Origin of the sequence: Sulfurovum sp., from assembly GCA_026990595.1 — a bacterium.
In the GTDB taxonomy this organism is placed as follows: Bacteria; Campylobacterota; Campylobacteria; order Campylobacterales; family Sulfurovaceae; genus Sulfurovum.
In genome coordinates this window covers 13,799-32,737 of sequence record JALXCZ010000030.1, presented here as the reverse complement: position 1 = coordinate 32,737, position 18,939 = coordinate 13,799, and the positions used below count along the sequence as shown (strand labels likewise).

Sequence of the window (18,939 nt, the reverse complement as noted above, 5' to 3'; positions counted from 1 at the left end):
TTTTTAGTTTTCCCATTCATTTTGGTTAAAAATACCAAGTATGATTATTTTATTTTTTTCTGTATCAATATAGTAAGGTATGGTATAGCCTTTAAATATTAATTCTCTGGTATAAATATCTTTTGATGCGTCTCTTTTTCTGTGACTATAGGGATTGAGTGGAATATTCTCTATTTTAGAGATAAGAGTATCAAAAAAATCTAAAGCTCTATTTGGGTTATCATGAGCGATAAAGAGTACTATAGATTGGAGTTCTTCTTTGAATCTTACAGATTTTATTAAAATCATTTTTGTTTTAATATATTTTCTCTTATTTCATTCAGACCATCATGAAATGTATTAACTTCCAAGGAGCCATTTTTATATGCATCTATTCTGTTTTCTATTTCTCTGTCCAGATTTTTATTTTTTTGTTTATAGAAATCAAGCAGTTGCGATAGGGCATCTTTAATGTTTGTTGTGTGAAATTCTTTTTTGAGATTTTCTATAAAGTGTTTATCTACATCAATGGTAAGTTGCATAGGTTCCCTTTATGTATTTACTTAGTGCGGTAATATTATAACATAAATTAAGAAAGAGTTTATAGGTGAGTATGTTGAAAAAATGTAAAATGATTGTAAAAAGAAAAGAAGCTAGAGCCAGACCGAAGTCTGGACTCTAAAGTGTTTGAGAAAACTTTTAAGAGAATTCTTAGAAGTTATATCTACCCCATACACGGATCATATTTTGAGAATCACCGTTGTTTACAGCATTATCGTCAGCATCTGTTAAGACATAACCAGCGAATAGTGTTGTAGAGTCGTTGAATACTTTAGTTTTATAAGTCACATCTAACTCATATGGATTGTGATCATCAAGTGTATTATTGTCTGCAGCAAGTCTTTGACCATATGCAACACCAAATTTACCACCAAGTGCTTTAGCGCCTGCAGCTACTTTAATGTACTGAGAGTCATTTTCGATGACACCTTGGTTAAGGATCATTTGTGTATAAAGTGGAGTTTTTACACCACCGAAGTTTGTAACAGTTGCTGCCATATCTTCGTCACCTACATAAGAGTAAGCCAATGAAGCATCGAACATACCGAAGTTTCCACCTACTTTTGCACCGAATGAAGTTGTTTCATGGTTATCTACAGCATCACCGAAGATATATCCGCCTTGAAGAGCAACCGCATAATCAGAGATAGCATATTTTGCATCACCCCATAGAATGTGTGCATCATTACCATTTGCCTGATCAAGATTAGGAGCATAGTAGTAAGAACCTGTCAATGTCAAACCTTCAATAGATTTGTTTTGAACAGTTAGCATATGTATACCATCATGATCATTAAATTTATTGAAGTCAGAAAGGTCGTTTCCTGCACCAAAACCATTGTGGTTACCACCATATACATATGCGTATACAATTGTAGTATCAGGAAGGTCTGTATTTACAACCAAGGCTGCATCAAAAGTATTTTTAAATACATTCCAACCTTCAGAGAAAGCAAATGGAGAAAGAGCTTTTGGAAGTTCTTGACGACCTAGTTTAAAGCTTGTGTTACCAAATCCGTAAGTTAGGTATGCTTGAGAAATCCAACCACCATCAGTCATATCATCAATATCACCTGGTTTACCAACACCTTGTGGTACGTTAGAAACTACAGAGTTCTCAAGGTTAAGTGTAGAAAGTCCGTTTACTTCAAATCCTGCACCAATACCTGCAAATACATCTTTGTTTACTGCTCTTAACTGAAGACCAGCATCTGCTGCTGAAGCTTCTTGATCAAAAAGATCGTTTACAGCATTGTCTCTTGTTTGGTAATATACTACCGCTTGTCCTGAGAAATCCCAACCAGATGCTTCTGCAACTACTGGAGTCTCTACTACTGGCTCAACTGGAGCAATATCTCCACCAGCCATAATCATTGTTGACGCTACTACTGAAAGTAATAATGTTTTTTTCATTGTAATCTCCTTGATTTTTTTGAATACAAAAGAATTATAACACATAAATTTACTAAAAGTCAATAAAATAAACGAAAAGTTAACGAAATATTAATAAATTGAGCCAGACAGCCCGAAAATACGGTATTTAGGGGATACTTAAATTTATATTAAATAACATAAAACAGTGTTTTTAGTGTAAAAAAAGAGTATTTTTTAAGAAAAGTAAACAAAGTTTTAAATTTTTTGTTAACTATTTAAGGGATTTTCCGGATTTTTATATAAAGTTGTAAAGAATGGTGGCGCCAGACGGAATCGAACCGCCGACACAAGGATTTTCAATCCTTTGCTCTACCAACTGAGCTATGGAGCCGTGACTTAAAACAAATTATCTGTTTTAGTGGATAGAATTATAACGGCTAAAGCTTAAGAATTAACAATTAAAAATTAAAAATTAAAAATTTTTGTATGATTTTTTGCAAAAAATTATTATTTACAGGCTTTTTACCAAGTCTATAAAAGTCTCTCCTCTATGTTTGTAGGAGTTGAACTGGTCAAAACTGGCAGCTGCCGGGGAGAGTAAACCCACACTTTTTAAAGAGAGAGCGGCATCTATCTGCTTGACAGCAGTTTCTATGTTTTTTGCTTCTACAGCCTCTATCTTGTAGATTTTGGCAAGTTGTAAAAGCTTGTCGTTATTTGCTCCTATAGTATATAGTGTAAGGAGGAGCCCTTTCATTTCCTTAAAAAGCGGTGTAAGATCCACCCCTTTATCATCACCTCCGAGAATGAGATGAATATGTCTGTGGGCATAGCCTTTTATAGCCTGGATCGTAGCATCCAGATTGGTCGCTTTGGAGTCATTGACCCAGAGGCGACCTTTGGCATCGCTGAACTCTTCCTGCCTATGGGCATCTCTTTGAAAGGTATTGAGCAGCGCATAGTCTGTCTCATCGAAAAGTACTTTTGTAATAGCAAGAGAGAGCAGGGCATCCTGCAAAAAAGCACCTTTGTAGTTGAGCTTTGATGCATCCATCTTAAAATAATCACATAAAAAATCATTGTTGTCATACTCTACTACATAGGCATGGGTTTTGGGAAGGTTCAAGCCTTTGGGTACGAGTGCCAGTTCTCCTTCCTTCATAGTAAGAAGTGGTTTAAGCTTGTCTGCTTCATACTGTTCTGGTGTACCGTGCCAGTCCAGATGATCGGGTGTAATAGGCAATAAAAGATAGATATTCGGTGAAGCACTATGGGTATGATGCAAGGTAAAGGAACTTGTTTCCAGTACCCAGATAGGTGCATTTTCATCTAAGTCAGCCAAAGGTGTACCAATGTTCCCTCCGTTTACAGCCCCTCTTTTTTCAAGAAGGTGTGTGAGCATCTGGGTAGTGGTGGTTTTACCGTTGGTTCCGGAGATCCAAACTGTAAATGGTTTTTTTTGTAGGGTGTTGTCAGAGGACAACACCGATTGCGTATGGTGTATTATATTTTTGGTGTTGTGAGGGCACAACACACTGCCTAAAAAGTAGTCATATTCACTTAAAAGATTTTTTGCTTTTTGAATAAGAGTGTGTTTCGGTGGCAGGCTTGGTGTTGTGATTTCAAGAGTACTTTCATCAGGGTTAAATTCACTGGAAGGTTTGATGGTATTATTGTTTTCATCCGTATAGGTTTTTTCACATCTGTCATCAAAAAAAGTGCAGCCGCCTCCGAGTTTTTTGGCGATCGCCTTTGTTGTTAATCCATATCCGAATAATGTGGGTTTGTTCATATGAATCCTTTGCAATGTGCTGTGTTCTCACAACACAATAATTTAAAAGGGGTGTTGTGAGGGCACAACACCCTACATTTATCTGAATTTAAAGCTGATTAAGGCTAGTATATTTGCTATAAAGGCGATCATCCAGAAACGTACGATGATCTTATTCTCTGCCCAGCCTTTGAGTTCGTAGTGGTGGTGGATGGGTGCCATACGGAAGATGCGTTTTTCACGGAGTTTAAAACTTCCTACCTGCAAAATAACCGAGACGGTCTCAATGACAAAAATGATTCCTATGAGAATAAGAAGGACTTCACTTTTACCCAAAATAGCAAGGTATGCCAGAAAACCGCCGATGGCAAGGCTTCCTGTATCACCCATGAAGACTTCTGCAGGATAGCAGTTGTACCAGAGGAAGCCAAGCAACCCTCCTGCCAGTGCTGTAGCCAGTACCGTCATTTCACCTACTCCTTTAATATTGGGGACAAGAAGATACTGGCTGAAAATAGCATGCCCTGTTACATAGATGATGGCACCTAAAGAGAAAAGGGCTATAACTGAGGGAACGGTTGCCAGTCCATCAAGTCCGTCTGTGAGGTTTACAGCATTGGTAGTAGCCAAAAAGACGAGTACCCAGAAAGGAACAGCAAAGTAACCCATATCAAAGAGCGGTGTTTTAAGGAAAGGGACATAGAATTCTGTAGGGAAACCGGCATAAAGCAGAAGTCCTGCAACAATAGCTGCAATAACAGCTAGAAGTCCCATCTTGCCGCGGGGAGTCAGCCCTTCAAGATTGTCTCCCGAGATGATCTTCCCCAGATCATCCTGAAATCCGACAAGTCCGAAACCAAGCAGGGTGATGAGCCCTCCCCAGATATAGATGTTGGAAAGATCAACAGTCAGTAGCGCAGCAATCATGGTACTTACCAAAAAGACAGCACCTCCCATAGTAGGAGTATGACGCTTCCCTTCATGAGCAGGAACATATTTGCTGATAGGTTGATTGGCTTTTTTTGAGATCGCCCATGCCAGATATTTCGGCATGATCAGCAGGGTGAATATAAATGCAATAAAAAAGGAAAACCCTGCGCGTACAGAGATATATCCAAATAGATTAATATCTAAAAATTGGGAGAGTTGATACAACATAGATTCTTTTTCCTTTATGTTTAAGCAAGTTTATTTTACTATTATTTCAATAAATATTAGGAAAAAGAAAAAAAATATGGATATGCAAAAAACAATTTTAATCATTACTGACGGTATAGGATATAAACCTCAAGGTAGCTGTAATGCTTTTGAAGGTGCCGAAAAGCCTACCTATGACACACTTTTGAAAACTGCACCCAAAGCACTTATCGCTACGCATGGACTTAGTGTCGGATTACCTGAAGGACAGATGGGAAACTCCGAAGTAGGGCATATGACCATAGGAAGCGGACGTATTCTGTATCAGGATCTGGTGAAGATATCGCTGGCTTTGAAAGATGGAAGTATGGGAACAAACAGGGTTTTAAATGATACCTTGGCAAAAAGTGGGCGGGTACATCTTGTTGGACTGCTTAGTGACGGTGGGGTGCATTCTCATATAGAACATACTATAGGGCTTGCAAAGTTGGCAAAAGCCAGAGGAAAAAAAGTCTTTTTACATCTCATTACAGATGGAAGAGATGTCAGCCCGACCTCTGCAAAAACCTACATAGAACAGATAGAAGCGATCACAGATGAAGCTGTGTGCATTGCAACGATCGGTGGACGTTTTTACACGATGGACAGGGACAATCGCTGGGAGAGAGTAGAAAAGGGATACAGGGCTATTGCAGAAGCCAAACCTTCGACAACCTTGGATCCTAAAACGTATGTAGAAGAGAGTTATGCAAAGAATGAGACAGATGAGTTTATAGAACCTGTTGCATTTGAAGGGTATGACGGCATGAAGGAAGGGGATGCCGTGATCATGACGAATTTCCGTTCAGACAGGGTCAGGGAGATCACAACCGCTTTGGGTGACAAAGATTTCTCCGTGTTTGAGCGAACCTATATTCCCCTGCATATTGCTACTATGACACAGTATGATGCCAGTTTCCCCTACCCGGTGCTTTTCCCTAAAGTCGCACCGAAAAATACGCTGGCAGAGGTGATCGCCAGGGCAAAATTAAGACAACTGCATACGGCCGAAACAGAGAAGTATGCTCATGTGACATTTTTCTTTAACGGTGGGATAGAAGAGCCGATGATCGGTGAGAGTCGTGTGCTTATCCCAAGTCCGGATGTCAAGACGTATGATATGAAGCCTGAAATGTCTGCGCCTCAGGTAGGTAAGGCAGTAAGAACGGCAATGGATGAGGCATATGATTTCATCGTAGTGAATTTTGCCAATGGTGATATGGTAGGGCATACGGGTAATTATGATGCAGCATGTAAAGCAGTGAGTGCTGTTGACAAAGAATTGGGTCTCATCATAGAAAAAGCAAAAGAGCAGAGGTACAATATAGTATTGACTTCAGATCACGGAAACTGTGAAGAGATGTGTGATGCCCAGGGGCATGTGTTGACCAACCATACAGTAGGTGAAGTATGGTGTTTTGTCCTAGCAGAGGGTGTAAAAAAGGTCAAAGAAGGCTATGGATTGAATAATATTGCCCCTACCGTATTGAAGTTGATGGGAGTTGAAATCCCTGAAGAGATGGATGAACCACTCGTATAATTTGACTAAATCTCTTTTTCATAGTAATATAAAAATTAAACCTTTTTAGAGGAGGATAGAATTATGGAAAAAAAGATCAAAGAATCTGTTGGCACGCTTTTGGCTCATATCATTAAAGTTGACCATAGAGATGTGGAGAAAGAAGCACCGCTTTTTTGTGAGATAATGGGAGAGAATTTTGAGTGTTCGGAAAAGGAAGCAAAAGAGTTTCTTCATACCATGATGAATAAAGAATATAATCTTGACGACCATGTTGCTATTATTAACCAGGCACTTTGTGAAGACAGGCTCTCCAAATTTCATCTTTTGGAACAGCTGAATCATATGATCTATTCTGATAAGATCAGTCCGGATGATTATAAAATCTTTGAGGATATTAAGAATAAGTTGTTTGAGTGTTAGCTCTAATCTCTCACGTGTTACAATATCTCCAAATATTTTAAAGGGTAAAGATGAAATTTACAGGTAATAATGTTTTGGTTACAGGTGCAAGTAGGGGAATCGGTGCACAGATCGCCAAGGGATTGGCAGCTATGGGATTGAAGGTATGGGTGAACTTTCGTTCAGGTGAAGCAGAGGCAAATGCCGTCAAAGAGGCGATCGAGGCAACGGGTGGCAAAGCTGAAGTGATCGGATTTGATGTAAGTGATGAAGAAGCTTTTATAGCGGGTATCAAAGAGATCATTGTATGTGACGGTGAGCTCTCTTATCTTGTGAACAATGCAGGTATTACCAAGGATGGTTTGGCGATGCGTATGAAAACAGAGCAGTTCATGGATGTGATCAATGCGAATTTAAAATCAACATTCATAGGGTGCAGAGAAGCGCTTAAGGTAATGCGAAAAAAACGTTTTGGTTCGGTAGTAAATATTGCTTCTATCGTAGGTGAGACAGGTAATGCAGGACAGACGAACTATGCTGCTTCTAAAGGCGGCACGATCGCAATGACAAAATCATTTGCTATAGAGGCAGCAACCTCCGGTATACGTTACAATACCATTACTCCCGGGTTTATTGCTACAGAGATGACAGAGGTACTTAAAGATGAGGTAAAAGATGCATTTACAGTAAAGATCCCTATGGGAAGGTTTGGAAAGCCTGATGAAGTGGCAGATGCTGTAGCATTTTTACTTTCAGATTACTCTTCATATATTACAGGTGAAACATTGAAAGTAAATGGTGGGATGTTGATGTAAATGTGTAGGGGGCAGATTCCATATCTACCCTTATTGGTATCATGGGTCAATATGGAATTTACCCCTACGAATTGGAAAAATATGTCTATAAAAATACTCCTGCTCGAAGATGACAAGCTTTTTAATGAAACCCTTCAGGATTTTTTAGAGGAAGAGGGGTTTGAAGTTGATACTGTATTGGATCCTTATTCTGCACTTGATCTTAGCTATAAACACCCCTATGATCTTTATCTGTTTGACGTGAACCTTCCTTATGAGAATGGATTTGACCTACTGAAAAAACTTCGAGAGAGTGGTGATGTGACCCCTACGATTTTCTTAACATCCAGAGAAGATAAAGCTTCTCTGACACAAGGTTTTGAGACAGGGGCGGATGATTACATGAAAAAGCCTATTGACCTTGATGAACTTTTACTTCGAATTGGAGCGTTATTACGTCGACAAGCAAGAAAAGATAGAGTAAACATAGGTGCATATGTTCTGGATATAGTTGCAAAAACACTTTATTTGCAAGATGAAGCACTGGAAGTGACACAAAAAGCAGTAGAATTACTGGTACTGCTTGTGGAAGCAAAAGGTGAAGTAGTGAGCTCTGAGATCATTAAAAACAGACTTTGGGCGGCAGGGCAGCATGCCAGTGACGGATCGCTCAGGGTCTATGTTACACAGCTTAAAAAATATTTTCCTGACAATATTGTCAATGTTCGAGGTATAGGATACAAGTGGGTGTCATGAAAAAAAAGACATTGTTAGCTGCATTGGGCTACTTCACCAGTGTGGCAATGCTTTTGAGTTTTTTGTACTGGTTTTTGGAAAATGAAGGATTTACGGAGAGTAATTTTCTCATAGCAGGGTTTATGGTGCTTCTTTTGGCTGCGGGCTGGGGGTATGTGATCTCTACGCATCTGCTTGCTCCCAAGGTTCAGCTTGATGAGAGCCTTTCTCAACTCAGCTCTGAAATACTGCATGAACTCAACATTCCTCTTTCAACTATACGGGCCAACAGCAGTATGCTGAAAAAACGCTTGCAGGATGAAAAAAATCTGCAACGCTTAGCGCGCATAGAATCTTCTTCATTAAGGCTTGAAAGACTCTATAAAGAGTTGGTTTACAGTATTAAAAAAGAGATACATCCTGTAGAGAAAGAGCTCTTTTCTTTGAAAAAATTGTTACATGAACGTATAGAGGTACTGGAAGCATTCGGAAGGAACCGTTTTGATCTAAAGATGGAAGAATGTCTACTTAAAGCAGATAAGATCGGGTTTGAGAAAATGATAGATAATCTACTGATGAATGCCATGAAATATTCTCCTAAAAATTCTCCTGTAACTATTAGCTTACAGAATGATCTGCTTACTATTACCGATAGAGGAATAGGTATGGATGAGACACAACTGCTTCGTGTCTATGAACGTTACTATCAGGGAGACAGTAAAAAAGAGGGTGAGGGCATAGGACTTGCTTTGGTAAAAGCCTATTGTGACGAGGAGAATATTGATATTCAAATACAATCACAGAAAAACAGTGGCACTACTATATTTTTAGACTTAAAAAAGAACATAAAAAACTAATTTCCCCTATTTTGACAAGTTTTGACATTTTTTTCTTTTATAATTGTTAAATTAGTGTTAAATAGTTGATCTGAATCAATTATATTGAACATTATGATTAGTTATAATGAAGAGTGTTTTGATGATAGTTATAATATTTCTTATAACTATTGGACAAATAAGCGTTGATCCAAAGAAGTTTGGATCTGTTTATATCGTAATTGAAGGAGGAAAAATGAATTACAAACTCAGTAAATTTGCATCTCTTGTTCTTGGTTCTGCATTAAGTGTCTCGACACTTTTTGGTGCAAGTGCTTTGGACAAAGTGATGAAGGAGCGTGGTTTAACACAGACTGACCTGTTGGCAGCTGCTAAAACCTATACACCAAGTGGTGGACGTGATAAATATCTGGTATTCAGTTCGGGCGGACAGTCTGGACAGATGATGGTCTATGGTGTACCGTCTATGAGAATACTTAAATATATCGGTGTCTTTACACCGGAGCCTTGGCAAGGGTGGGGGTATGATGATGATACCAAGAAGATACTTGCAGAAGGTAACATTCGCGGTAAATCGATCACCTGGGGTGACACACACCATCCAGGTATATCTGAAACCAATGGTAGATATGATGGTAAATGGCTGGTCATTAACGATAAAGCCAACCCGAGAATTGCAGTCATTGACCTAAACGATATGGTAACCAAGCAGATCGTGGTGAATCCGGTATTCAAATCTGATCATGGTGGAGCATTCTTTACGCCAAATTCTGAGTATATTCTTGAAGCATGTCAGTATGCTGCACCACTTGATAATAACTATCATCCAATGGATGAATATAAAGAAACTTATCGTGGTGGAGTAATGGTTTGGAAGTTTAATCACGAAATAGGGAAAATTGAACCGAAAAAATCATTTGTAATTGAAATGCCTCCATATATGCAGGATCTTTCCGATGCCGGTAAAGAGGCGAGTTATGGTTGGGGATTCACCAACTCATTCAACTCAGAGATGTATACAGGGGGTATCGAAAAAGGACTTCCGCCATTTGAGGCAGGATGTTCAAGAAACGATACGGACTTTTTACATGTTTACAACTGGAAAAAGCTGGCTGAACTTGCCAAAGATGACAAGAATGTGAAGATCATCAATGGTGCACGTGTTATACCAATGGATGTAGCAGTGAAAAATGATTGTCTCTTCCTTATTCCTGAGCCAAAGTCACCACACGGTGTTGATGTATCACCAGACGGTAAAAATATTGTCGTTTGTGGTAAGCTTGATACGCATGCAACGGTATATGACTTTGCAAAAATTCAAAGTGCAATCAAAAATAAAGAGTATGTAGGGAAAGACCCGTATGGTATTCCTATTCTCGATCTGAAAAAAACTATGTCTTGTCAAGCAGAGTTGGGACTTGGACCATTACATAACCAGTTTGGTAAAAACTGGAAAGATAAAGGTGAAATCTATACGTCACTTTATGTAGATTCCCAAGTGGTAAAATGGAACTACCATACCTGTAAAGTAGAAGACAGACAAAATGTTAACTACAACATTGGTCACCTTTGCGGTATGGAAGGTAAAACGGAAGACCCTCAGGGAGATTACATCATTGCATTGAACAAGCTTGCAATTGACAGATTTAACGAGATCGGGCCGTTACACCCGCAAAACCACCAGTTGATCGATATTCGCGGTAAGAAAATGCAACTGCTTTATGATATGCCGATCCCTCTAGGTGAACCTCACCAGGCAGTAGCGATCCGTGCAGACAAGATCAAGCATGAAGTAAGATACAAAATGGGAACCAATCCGTTTACCGGTAAAATTCATAGAGGTAAAACACTTGGTGGTCAAGAGAAGATCGTTCGTAAGGGTAACCATGTATATGTTTACGGAACAATGGTTAGATCACATATTAACCCGGAACACGTTACTGTAAATAAAGGCGATACAGTCACTTTCTATTTGACTAACCTTGAAAGAGCCGAAGATGAGACACACGGATTTACTGTGGATCAATATAATGTACATGCTTCACTCGAGCCTGGTAAAACAGTTGCCTTGACATTTAAAGCTGACAGAGAAGGTGTATTCCCTTACTACTGTACAGAGTTCTGTTCTGCACTACACTTGGAAATGATGGGTTACCTGTTGGTTAAAGACCCTAACAAGAAGTATACAGCAGCGAAAAAACTTAAAATGGCATCAATGAGTCCAGAACAGCTTAAAAAAGAGTATGACCAGACTGTTGCAGTGAATGCTGCCACAGATAAAGTCATCCAGAGTGTTGTGAAGTTCCTTAAAGAGAACCATTATGAAAAGTATCCAACGATTAAAGCATTGGTGGAAGATGCACTTGATCAGTATGGTAAGATTGCTGCACAAAAAGCAAAATCAGATGAGGCTGTAAAAGCTGGAGATCTGAATAAGGCAATTCTCTTTGAAAACATGATCTGGCAGTATATGGTTAAGACCGCAGATGTTGGTATCAGAGCAAGAGATCTCTTGGTTAAAAAGGTAGCTAAGCCTATGAGCGAGGCAGCAAAACGTGGTGAAGCAGCCTATAAAGAGGGTGGATGTAACGGATGTCACGTTATCGGAAAAGTAAGTTCCGGTCCAGACTTGACAGGTGTACTTCAGAGACATGAAAATGGTGAGAAGTGGGCAGAACAGTGGATCATGCATCCTGAAAAAATGTATGATGATGACTATATCAAGTCTATGATCAACTACTTCAACCTTCGTATGCCTAACCAGGGTATGACAAAAGAGCAAACAGACGATATTATTGAATATCTAAAATGGATCGACGAAAACGCAAACCTCTTCTAGAAACACTAAAGATACAAGGGAAGTCGATCTCCCCTGTATCTTTATTATAACTTCATCTTATTTTTTTGAAATATAATTTAAATTGATGCCTATCAAGGTTATACTAAAGGGTTTGCTGTAAAATAAAGAAGTTATGGTATGGATAGTTTAAAGAACGTAAAGCGTTTTTTACACTATGTATGAAGAAAGGATAAAAAATGAGTTCACTTGCAAAATCAAAAATATTTGCACTGCTGGCGCTGGGTATACTGCTTTATTGGTTTGTTGTACCTGCGGTACTGACACATAATGTCGTAGAAATGGGACGACAGGGGAAAGCGGAGAAAATATCACCCCTTACCATAAAAGCATGGGATTTCTTTCAAAAAGGAAAATATGTTTCTCCGAACATTCCCAAAGAAGATGCAAATGATTTGGCTAAAATGCTTGCAGATGATATGGAGTTGAATGTGGTAACAGCACCGATTTGGTACGTTTCACTTGAGGCGCCTAATTACCCTAAAGATGCATTCCCTGAAGGAATTCCCGTCTTTTACCATTTTGATGGATTTAGTGGAGACGTGCATGAGATGAATACCATCAATCACTACATTGGGATGGATCCTATGGAGAGAGGTGCACCATACCTTCGTATGCTGGCACCCTATGCTTTGATCTTTGTGGCATGGATCTTTGCAATGTTCCTTATTTATGACGGTCGAATATGGAATTTGCTGATGTTGATTCCTATCTCATTGCCTTTGATCTTTATAGGATTTTACTCCTATTGGCTCTATTGGTTCGGACATCATATGCATGCATGGGGAGCGTTTAAGATAAAGCCGTTCACCCCCACGGTATTTGGAGACGGAAAAGTGGCACAGTTTACCACACACTCTTATCCCAGTATTGGTTTTTGGCTTTTGGTAGCGATCAGTATTTTAAGTATTTTAGCATTAGCGGCAAAACGCAAATATCAAAAAAGTGAGCAGGTAGCCTAAAATGGTAAAAATGATCACAGTCTCTCTCTTATTACTGTCAAGTTTGCTCAGTGCAAACAATGTACTGCAAGAGGCTATTGATCATGCAAAGGCGGGTTCACGTTTGGAGTTGCCGGCAGGGGTTTACCACGGTAATATTGTGATAGACAAACCATTGATCATTGATGGGAAAGATCAAAAAGCGATCATCGAAGGTGATGGTAAAGGGACGGTAATTACCATTACAGCTTCGCGTGTAACAGTTGAGAATGTAACTATCAGACACAGTGGTGCAGAGCATGAGCGTGTAGATGCAGGAGTAGCATTGAAAAAAGTAGAGCAGTGCACAGTGAAACATTGTAAAATTTTAGATTGTCTTTTTGGTATCGATATGGCTCAGGTAAGCAGATCGGAGATCATTGGAAATTATATTGAATCCAAACCTTTTGACCTGGGTCTTAGAGGAGATGGTGTACGTCTATGGTATAGTAATGACAATCATTTAAGCAGTAATCATCTTTACAAATCACGTGATTTTGTGGTGTGGTATTCACATGGGAATCTGATAGAGAAAAATTTGGGTGAATATGGAAGATACTCTTTGCATTTTATGTATACAGGTAAAAATATTGTTAAAAACAATATATATAAACATAATTCTGTAGGGATTTTTTTTATGTATTCCCAAGATACAACTGCCACGGGGAATTTGATAGAGAATTCTCTGGGAACCACAGGATTGGGTATAGGGATGAAAGATGCCAGTAATTTTGTACTGAAGAATAATACGATCATCTATTGTGCCAGAGGGCTGTTTATTGACCGTTCGCCTTATGAACCTGATACGGTCAATGTGATAGAGAACAACAAGATCATCTATAACAGTGAAGGAATACATTTTCACTCTTTGAGTCTGCATAACCGATTTGTCAATAATATTTTTAAAGGCAATATAGAAAATGTGATCAATGATTCCTACAATACCAAGGTGACAGAAAATAAATTTGACGGAAATTACTGGGATGATTATGAGGGGTTTGATAAAAACAATGATGGGATAGGTGATGGACCATATAATTATTTTGCCTATGCAGACAAAGTATGGTTACTTAATCCCAACATAAAATTCTTTTACGGCTCGCCTGTGATCTCTATATTGAATTTTTTGGCAAAGCTGGCACCGTTTTCTGAGCCGGTACTGCTTTTAAGTGATAAACATCCTAAAATGTATGAAGGAGAGGTGTAATGCAAGAGAAAAAAAGACGGCAGTTTATGAGGCAGGCAGCAGGGCTCGGTGTATTGGGTCTTGCTGCTGCAGGCGGTATATGGGCAGCCAAAGATTTCAAACGGGGCGAAAACCGACTGCGTCCTCCCGGTGCTGTAGAGGAAGATAGATTTCTTACTATGTGTATTAAGTGTGGACAGTGTCTACAAGTGTGCCCGTATGATTCTATTAAGCTGGAAGATATAGACGGTAAAGCAGGTGTAGGAACAGCATATATTGATCCGTTGGCACGTGGATGCTACCTTTGTGAAGCTTTTCCTTGTGTGCTTGCCTGTCCTACAGGAGCACTTGATCATGAATCAAATGTTATAGAAAAAGTACATATGGGTATGGCGATCGTTGTCAATGAGAGTGCCTGTCTTGCCTTGGAGGGTAAAAAAGTAACCAAAGAGATGATCGGCAGGATCTATGATCATACGGCTGTGATCTCTGAATCAGAACGTGTGAACAGAAAAGTAGAGATATATGACAACGACACGGAAAAAGTAAGATTACAAAAGACACTTTTACAGAAGTTGAATACGCATGAAGGTAAAAGTTGTAATCTTTGTGCTGACCTTTGTCCATTTACCCCTGATCCGAGTAAAGCTATTGGTATGGTTGATAAAAGTGGTGGACTTTTCCCTGAGATACGAGATGCCTGTGTTGGCTGTGGTGCCTGTGTAGAGCTCTGCCCTACCAAAGTATTACAAATCCTGCCATATGCAACTTATGCCGATGTGTATGAAAAGAAAAAAGGAACAAACCATGTTTAGAAGATCCATGATCTTTTCGTTAGGTACAGCCCTCTTAGTGTTAAGTGGTTGTAGCAATGAAAAAACAAAAACACAGACAAACGAAGTAGCAAATTCCAGTGGGATTGTTGTAACAGAAGATGCTGTGAAGGCATTGAAAAAAGAGACAAAAAGTAAAGAGAACAGCGGACAGTTCTATTACTCATATAATAAAGAGAAAGATAAAGAAGTGGGTCAATACAATGCCGACACCTCCAAAGTAAGAACGAAGTTGGATGCGTATAGGGATATTAGATCGCCCTATGAACGTATACAGATTACTCTTATGATCCAGCAACTGAGTCCTGACTATCGTCTACTATGTTCAGCATGTCATGACGACTATGCCAACGGTGTGGTAGGTCCTGCACTTTTAGATAAAAATGCTACCTTTATTTTTAATCAGATTCAAGAATTTAAAACAGGTAAGAGAAAAAATCCTCTTATGAAGCAGTTAGTGAATCGTATTGATGAAAAAAGACTTAAGGCGATCGCCAAAGAGATTGAGAGATTTAACAGACAAATTAAAGAGATGAGGAGTAAACGATAATGAAACATATACTAGCGGCAATAGCAACACTTTTAGCGGTAGGAGCGGCATTTATAGTCTATAAATCAGACAGTGAAGTACATAAAATTGATGAGATTAATAAAGTCATTGCCAAGTCACAGGTAAAAGTAAATTTGGGTAACGATGTGACGGAAACACAGCAGAAAATAGAGACAGCATCAAACGAAGAGGTAGAAAAAGAGCAGGCGAAAAAGAAAAAAGAGCTTGATGACAAACTCAGTGCACTGAAAAGTAAAGCAGGAAATATGGCAGCTTTCAAGGTAAGTCCACTCTATAAACAAAAGTGTGCTTCTTGTCACGGCGTCAACGGTGGAGGAATTATTGGTCCTAAACTTATTGGTAAAAGTGCGGGAGAAATACATCAGGCATTGACTGATTTTAAATCTGGAAAGAGAAAAAATTATGTTATGTATGGATTGCTCAGTAAAATGGATGAGGAGCAGTTAAAAGCACTTTCTGATGAGATAGGATCGTTTGAGCAGAAACTTAAAGCGTATCAACAGCAGTAAGCTGAAAGGATAAGAGATGGATAGATATAACAGCAGCATCAAGGAGATTGTGAATGCCTCTTTGTTAAGCACACTGTACTACAAAACCAAAGAGGGTAAGTTCAGACTTACGATAAGAGCATGGAGATGGTTGAGTATTTTTATTATCAATTTGCTCTTTTTTCTTTCATTCCATATTGATATACAGATGCTTGAAGGGACATTGAACGGTTCACGACTTTTCGGCTTCCATCTGATTGATCCTTTTACGGCACTTGAGATCTTCGCAGCGGAACATCATTTTCACATTAATGTGATCATCGGAAGTGTAACGCTGATCGTTTTTTATTTTCTTGTAGGCGGGAAAGCTTATTGTTCCTGGGTTTGCCCTTATGGTTTTCTCAGTGAAATAGGAGAACGTATCCACCAGATACTTATACGTAGAAAGATCATCAAAGAACATAAGTTTAATCCTAATATACGTTTTGTTTTTTGGATTATTTTCCTTGTTGCCGCGGCTATAGACAGCTATCTTGTCTTTGAAGTGATAAACCCTATTGGGTATTTAAGCAGAGCTATTACATATGGGTGGAGTTTGGCATTTATTTGGGTTTTTGTCGTGCTTGGTATAGAGATATTCTACTCCAGAAGAGCATGGTGTAAATATGTCTGTCCTGTAGGAACTACCTACAATATGCTAGGCTGGGTCAGTATGACAAAAGTAAAATGGGATATGAACAAATGTGACCACTGTGGTGCCTGTCTAAATGCTTGTTTTGAAGACCATGTACTTGAATTTATTAAACCTAAACATGATAAAGAACGTGCAGAAAAAGGGATAGAGACACAGTTGGTTGTTAATGGAGACTGCACCATGTGTGGTAGATGTTTTGATGTGTGTCATACAGATGCATATAACTATGAATTTAGATTGAAGGATTTGGTATAGATGTTAGCTGTTGCAAAAGATGTAACTAAAAGTTTTATGGGTACTAAAGTACTTGACAATGTAAATTTAATGATTAATCAGGGTGATCGCATTGCGATGATGGGTCCAAATGGTGCAGGGAAGACGACTATTGTACGTGCTTTACTTGGATTTTACCACATAGACAGTGGAGAGATTCGGGTAAATGGAGCGGATCCCATAAAAAACAGGGTAGATGTGCTGAAACATATCAGTTTTATTCCCCAATTGCCTCCTCCTGTAAAGCTGAGTATCGAAGAGTTGCTTTCTTTTGTAGAGAAAAGCTCTGCTATTTCCAGAGAAAAAATATTTTTAGAATCAGAGAGAATGGATTTGGATTTGAAAAATCAGTTAAATAAACCATTCTTTAAACTTTCAGGCGGTATGAAACAGAAACTTCTTATTGCTATTGCCCTGTCTAAAAAAAGTAATTTGCTTATTTTCGATGAGCCCACAGCAAACCTTGATCCTAAAGGCAGAGAGAAGTTCTATGAGTTACTTACAGAGATAGATCCTTCATGTTCTACGCTTTTTATTACCCACCGTTTAGATGAGATAGAAGGTCTGGTTAATCGACAAATCTATATGGATTTGGGAAAGGTAGTTGAAGATGAAAAGATTTAGTTTTCTTTTTTTAACGCTTCTCCTTCTCTTTGGATTTTCGGGATGTGAAAAAAAACCTATTGGTGGTGTAGAGAAGATGCACTGGGACAGGGATATGTGTGAACGCTGCAAAATGGCAATCAGTGAGCGTAAATTTGCAGTACAGATTATTGACCCAAAAACAGGAAAAGATTATAAATTTGATGATCTTGGCTGTGCAGTACTGTGGTTAAAAGAAGAGAAAATTCCTTGGGCAGATCAGGCGATTATTTGGATCACCGATGCCAAAACAGGTGTATGGATGGATGCTAGAAAAGCAAAATATGTAAATGATGCCATTACGCCTATGGCCTATGGTTTTGCAGCCTATTCTGATGCAACACTTCCCAAAGGGAATAAGGTATTTGATTACCCTTATGTAGCTAAAAAAATAGTAGAGATAGAGAAAGAAAATTCAACAAAAGTGAAGGCGTATTAATGAAAAATCTTTTATTGATTGCATATTTGGATGTCAAGGAGTCTTTACGTTCAAAATGGTTTTATGTGTATTCTGTAGTCTTTGGTGGTTTAATGGCACTCTTTTTTATTACCGGTGTTTCAGACTCTGTGGTAATGGGATTTACGGGGCTTAGCCGTACACTACTTATCTTTATACAGGTAACGATTATTATCTTGCCTATTTTTATATTGATTACCACAGTAAAATCTATCTCGGGAGACAGAGAGAGTAATGTCTTAGAGTATATGCTCTCTTTTCCTGTCTCTTTGAAAGACTACTACTGGGGGAAAATGCTTGGGCGTTTTTCTACTGTTTTTCTACCAGTATTTTTAGCATTGATACTGGGGGTAGTATTTGGTATGCTTAAAGGTGGTGTACTTCCATGGAAGATGATATTTCTTTACTCAGCACTCCTTTTTTCTCTAAGTTTTGTCTTTTTAGGATTGGCATTTTTCCTTTCCACTATACTTAAATCAACTGATATTGCATTAGGGGCTTCATTTGTTGTCTGGATTGTTTTGTTGGCATTTATCGATATTGCACTTATGGGCTTGATGCTGCAAAATAGAGTAAGTGATGACGTTGTGATCACGCTGGCAATGCTCAACCCCATAGAGGTATTCCGCATCGGAGCAATTTCATTGTTTGACCCTGAGTTGACAGTGATTGGTCCGGTTGCTTACTATCTTCTTGATACACTAGGTTCAACATGGTTGATCGTCTATGCCTTTGTTTACCCTATTGTGATAGGATTATTACTCTCTTATATAGGCTATATTGCCTTTAGAAAAAAAGATCTTTTATAAGG

The 18,939-nt window shown here is 38.7% G+C and carries 20 protein-coding genes and 1 tRNA gene; 15 read left to right on the top strand and 6 right to left on the bottom strand.

Annotation, left to right across the window (positions count from 1 at the left end):
* Nucleotides 1–3: 3 nt before the first annotated feature.
* The 6 genes from MVE01_RS06550 to mraY all read right to left on the bottom strand — a co-directional run bounded on the left by MVE01_RS06550 (nt 4) and on the right by mraY (nt 4,843).
* Complete coding sequence (locus MVE01_RS06550) at nt 4–288, bottom strand: type II toxin-antitoxin system RelE/ParE family toxin (RefSeq protein ID WP_472561374.1); 285 nt, start codon at nt 286–288, stop codon at nt 4–6.
* Nucleotides 285–521, bottom strand: coding sequence for a hypothetical protein (locus MVE01_RS06545; protein WP_472561373.1), 237 nt, complete (start codon nt 519–521; stop codon nt 285–287). The genes MVE01_RS06550 and MVE01_RS06545 overlap by 4 nt, the downstream gene beginning before the upstream one ends.
* Before the next feature lie 169 nt (nt 522–690).
* The gene (locus MVE01_RS06540; protein ID WP_472561372.1) at nt 691–1,953 is read right to left on the bottom strand and encodes a hypothetical protein; all 1,263 of its coding nucleotides are present in this window, start codon (nt 1,951–1,953) and stop codon (nt 691–693) included.
* A 276-nt stretch (nt 1,954–2,229) separates the two neighbouring features.
* Nucleotides 2,230–2,305 (bottom strand) — tRNA-Phe (locus tag MVE01_RS06535).
* 120 nt (nt 2,306–2,425) lie between these two features.
* The gene (gene murD, locus MVE01_RS06530) at nt 2,426–3,706 is read right to left on the bottom strand and encodes a UDP-N-acetylmuramoyl-L-alanine--D-glutamate ligase (protein WP_472561371.1); all 1,281 of its coding nucleotides are present in this window, start codon (nt 3,704–3,706) and stop codon (nt 2,426–2,428) included.
* Between the two features lie 78 nt (nt 3,707–3,784).
* The gene (mraY, locus tag MVE01_RS06525; protein ID WP_472561370.1) at nt 3,785–4,843 is read right to left on the bottom strand and encodes a phospho-N-acetylmuramoyl-pentapeptide-transferase; all 1,059 of its coding nucleotides are present in this window, start codon (nt 4,841–4,843) and stop codon (nt 3,785–3,787) included.
* Between the two features lie 76 nt (nt 4,844–4,919).
* Here mraY and gpmI point away from each other — a divergent pair, with 76 nt between their 5' ends.
* The 15 genes from gpmI to MVE01_RS06450 all read left to right on the top strand — a co-directional run bounded on the left by gpmI (nt 4,920) and on the right by MVE01_RS06450 (nt 18,937).
* On the top strand, nt 4,920–6,401 hold the full coding sequence (gpmI, locus tag MVE01_RS06520; RefSeq protein WP_472561369.1) for a 2,3-bisphosphoglycerate-independent phosphoglycerate mutase: 1,482 nt from the start codon (nt 4,920–4,922) through the stop codon (nt 6,399–6,401).
* Nucleotides 6,402–6,464: 63 nt separating this feature from the next.
* Complete coding sequence (locus MVE01_RS06515; RefSeq protein ID WP_472561368.1) at nt 6,465–6,803, top strand: tellurite resistance TerB family protein; 339 nt, start codon at nt 6,465–6,467, stop codon at nt 6,801–6,803.
* Between the two features lie 50 nt (nt 6,804–6,853).
* On the top strand, nt 6,854–7,597 hold the full coding sequence (fabG, locus tag MVE01_RS06510) for a 3-oxoacyl-ACP reductase FabG (protein ID WP_472561367.1): 744 nt from the start codon (nt 6,854–6,856) through the stop codon (nt 7,595–7,597).
* Nucleotides 7,598–7,678: 81 nt separating this feature from the next.
* Nucleotides 7,679–8,332, top strand: a complete 654-nt coding sequence (locus MVE01_RS06505) for a response regulator transcription factor (protein ID WP_472561366.1) — start codon at nt 7,679–7,681, stop codon at nt 8,330–8,332.
* Entirely contained in the window at nt 8,329–9,168 is an 840-nt protein-coding gene (locus tag MVE01_RS06500; RefSeq protein WP_472561365.1) for a sensor histidine kinase, read from the top strand. Before MVE01_RS06505 ends, MVE01_RS06500 begins: the two co-directional genes overlap by 4 nt.
* Nucleotides 9,169–9,382: 214 nt before the next feature.
* Nucleotides 9,383–11,986: a Sec-dependent nitrous-oxide reductase gene (nosZ, locus tag MVE01_RS06495; protein ID WP_472561364.1), complete on the top strand. Its 2,604-nt coding sequence runs from the start codon at nt 9,383–9,385 to the stop codon at nt 11,984–11,986.
* Nucleotides 11,987–12,183: 197 nt separating this feature from the next.
* Entirely contained in the window at nt 12,184–12,966 is a 783-nt protein-coding gene (locus MVE01_RS06490; RefSeq protein ID WP_472561363.1) for a cytochrome C, read from the top strand.
* Between the two features lies 1 nt (nt 12,967).
* Nucleotides 12,968–14,191 carry a nitrous oxide reductase family maturation protein NosD gene (locus MVE01_RS06485; RefSeq protein ID WP_472561362.1) on the top strand — a complete coding sequence of 408 codons (1,224 nt, stop codon included), beginning with the start codon at nt 12,968–12,970 and terminating at the stop codon, nt 14,189–14,191.
* Nucleotides 14,191–14,985, top strand: coding sequence for a 4Fe-4S dicluster domain-containing protein (locus MVE01_RS06480; protein ID WP_472561361.1), 795 nt, complete (start codon nt 14,191–14,193; stop codon nt 14,983–14,985). Before MVE01_RS06485 ends, MVE01_RS06480 begins: the two co-directional genes overlap by 1 nt.
* Nucleotides 14,978–15,553: a c-type cytochrome gene (locus MVE01_RS06475; RefSeq protein ID WP_472561360.1), complete on the top strand. Its 576-nt coding sequence runs from the start codon at nt 14,978–14,980 to the stop codon at nt 15,551–15,553. The genes MVE01_RS06480 and MVE01_RS06475 overlap by 8 nt, the downstream gene beginning before the upstream one ends.
* The gene (locus tag MVE01_RS06470) at nt 15,553–16,083 is read left to right on the top strand and encodes a c-type cytochrome (protein WP_472561359.1); all 531 of its coding nucleotides are present in this window, start codon (nt 15,553–15,555) and stop codon (nt 16,081–16,083) included. The genes MVE01_RS06475 and MVE01_RS06470 overlap by 1 nt, the downstream gene beginning before the upstream one ends.
* Before the next feature lie 16 nt (nt 16,084–16,099).
* Entirely contained in the window at nt 16,100–17,011 is a 912-nt protein-coding gene (locus tag MVE01_RS06465) for a NapH/MauN family ferredoxin-type protein (RefSeq protein WP_472561358.1), read from the top strand.
* Nucleotides 17,012–17,653, top strand: coding sequence for an ABC transporter ATP-binding protein (locus tag MVE01_RS06460; RefSeq protein ID WP_472561357.1), 642 nt, complete (start codon nt 17,012–17,014; stop codon nt 17,651–17,653).
* Complete coding sequence (locus tag MVE01_RS06455) at nt 17,640–18,110, top strand: hypothetical protein (protein WP_472561356.1); 471 nt, start codon at nt 17,640–17,642, stop codon at nt 18,108–18,110. The genes MVE01_RS06460 and MVE01_RS06455 overlap by 14 nt, the downstream gene beginning before the upstream one ends.
* Complete coding sequence (locus tag MVE01_RS06450) at nt 18,110–18,937, top strand: ABC transporter permease (protein WP_472561355.1); 828 nt, start codon at nt 18,110–18,112, stop codon at nt 18,935–18,937. The genes MVE01_RS06455 and MVE01_RS06450 overlap by 1 nt, the downstream gene beginning before the upstream one ends.
* Nucleotides 18,938–18,939 lie beyond the last annotated feature (2 nt).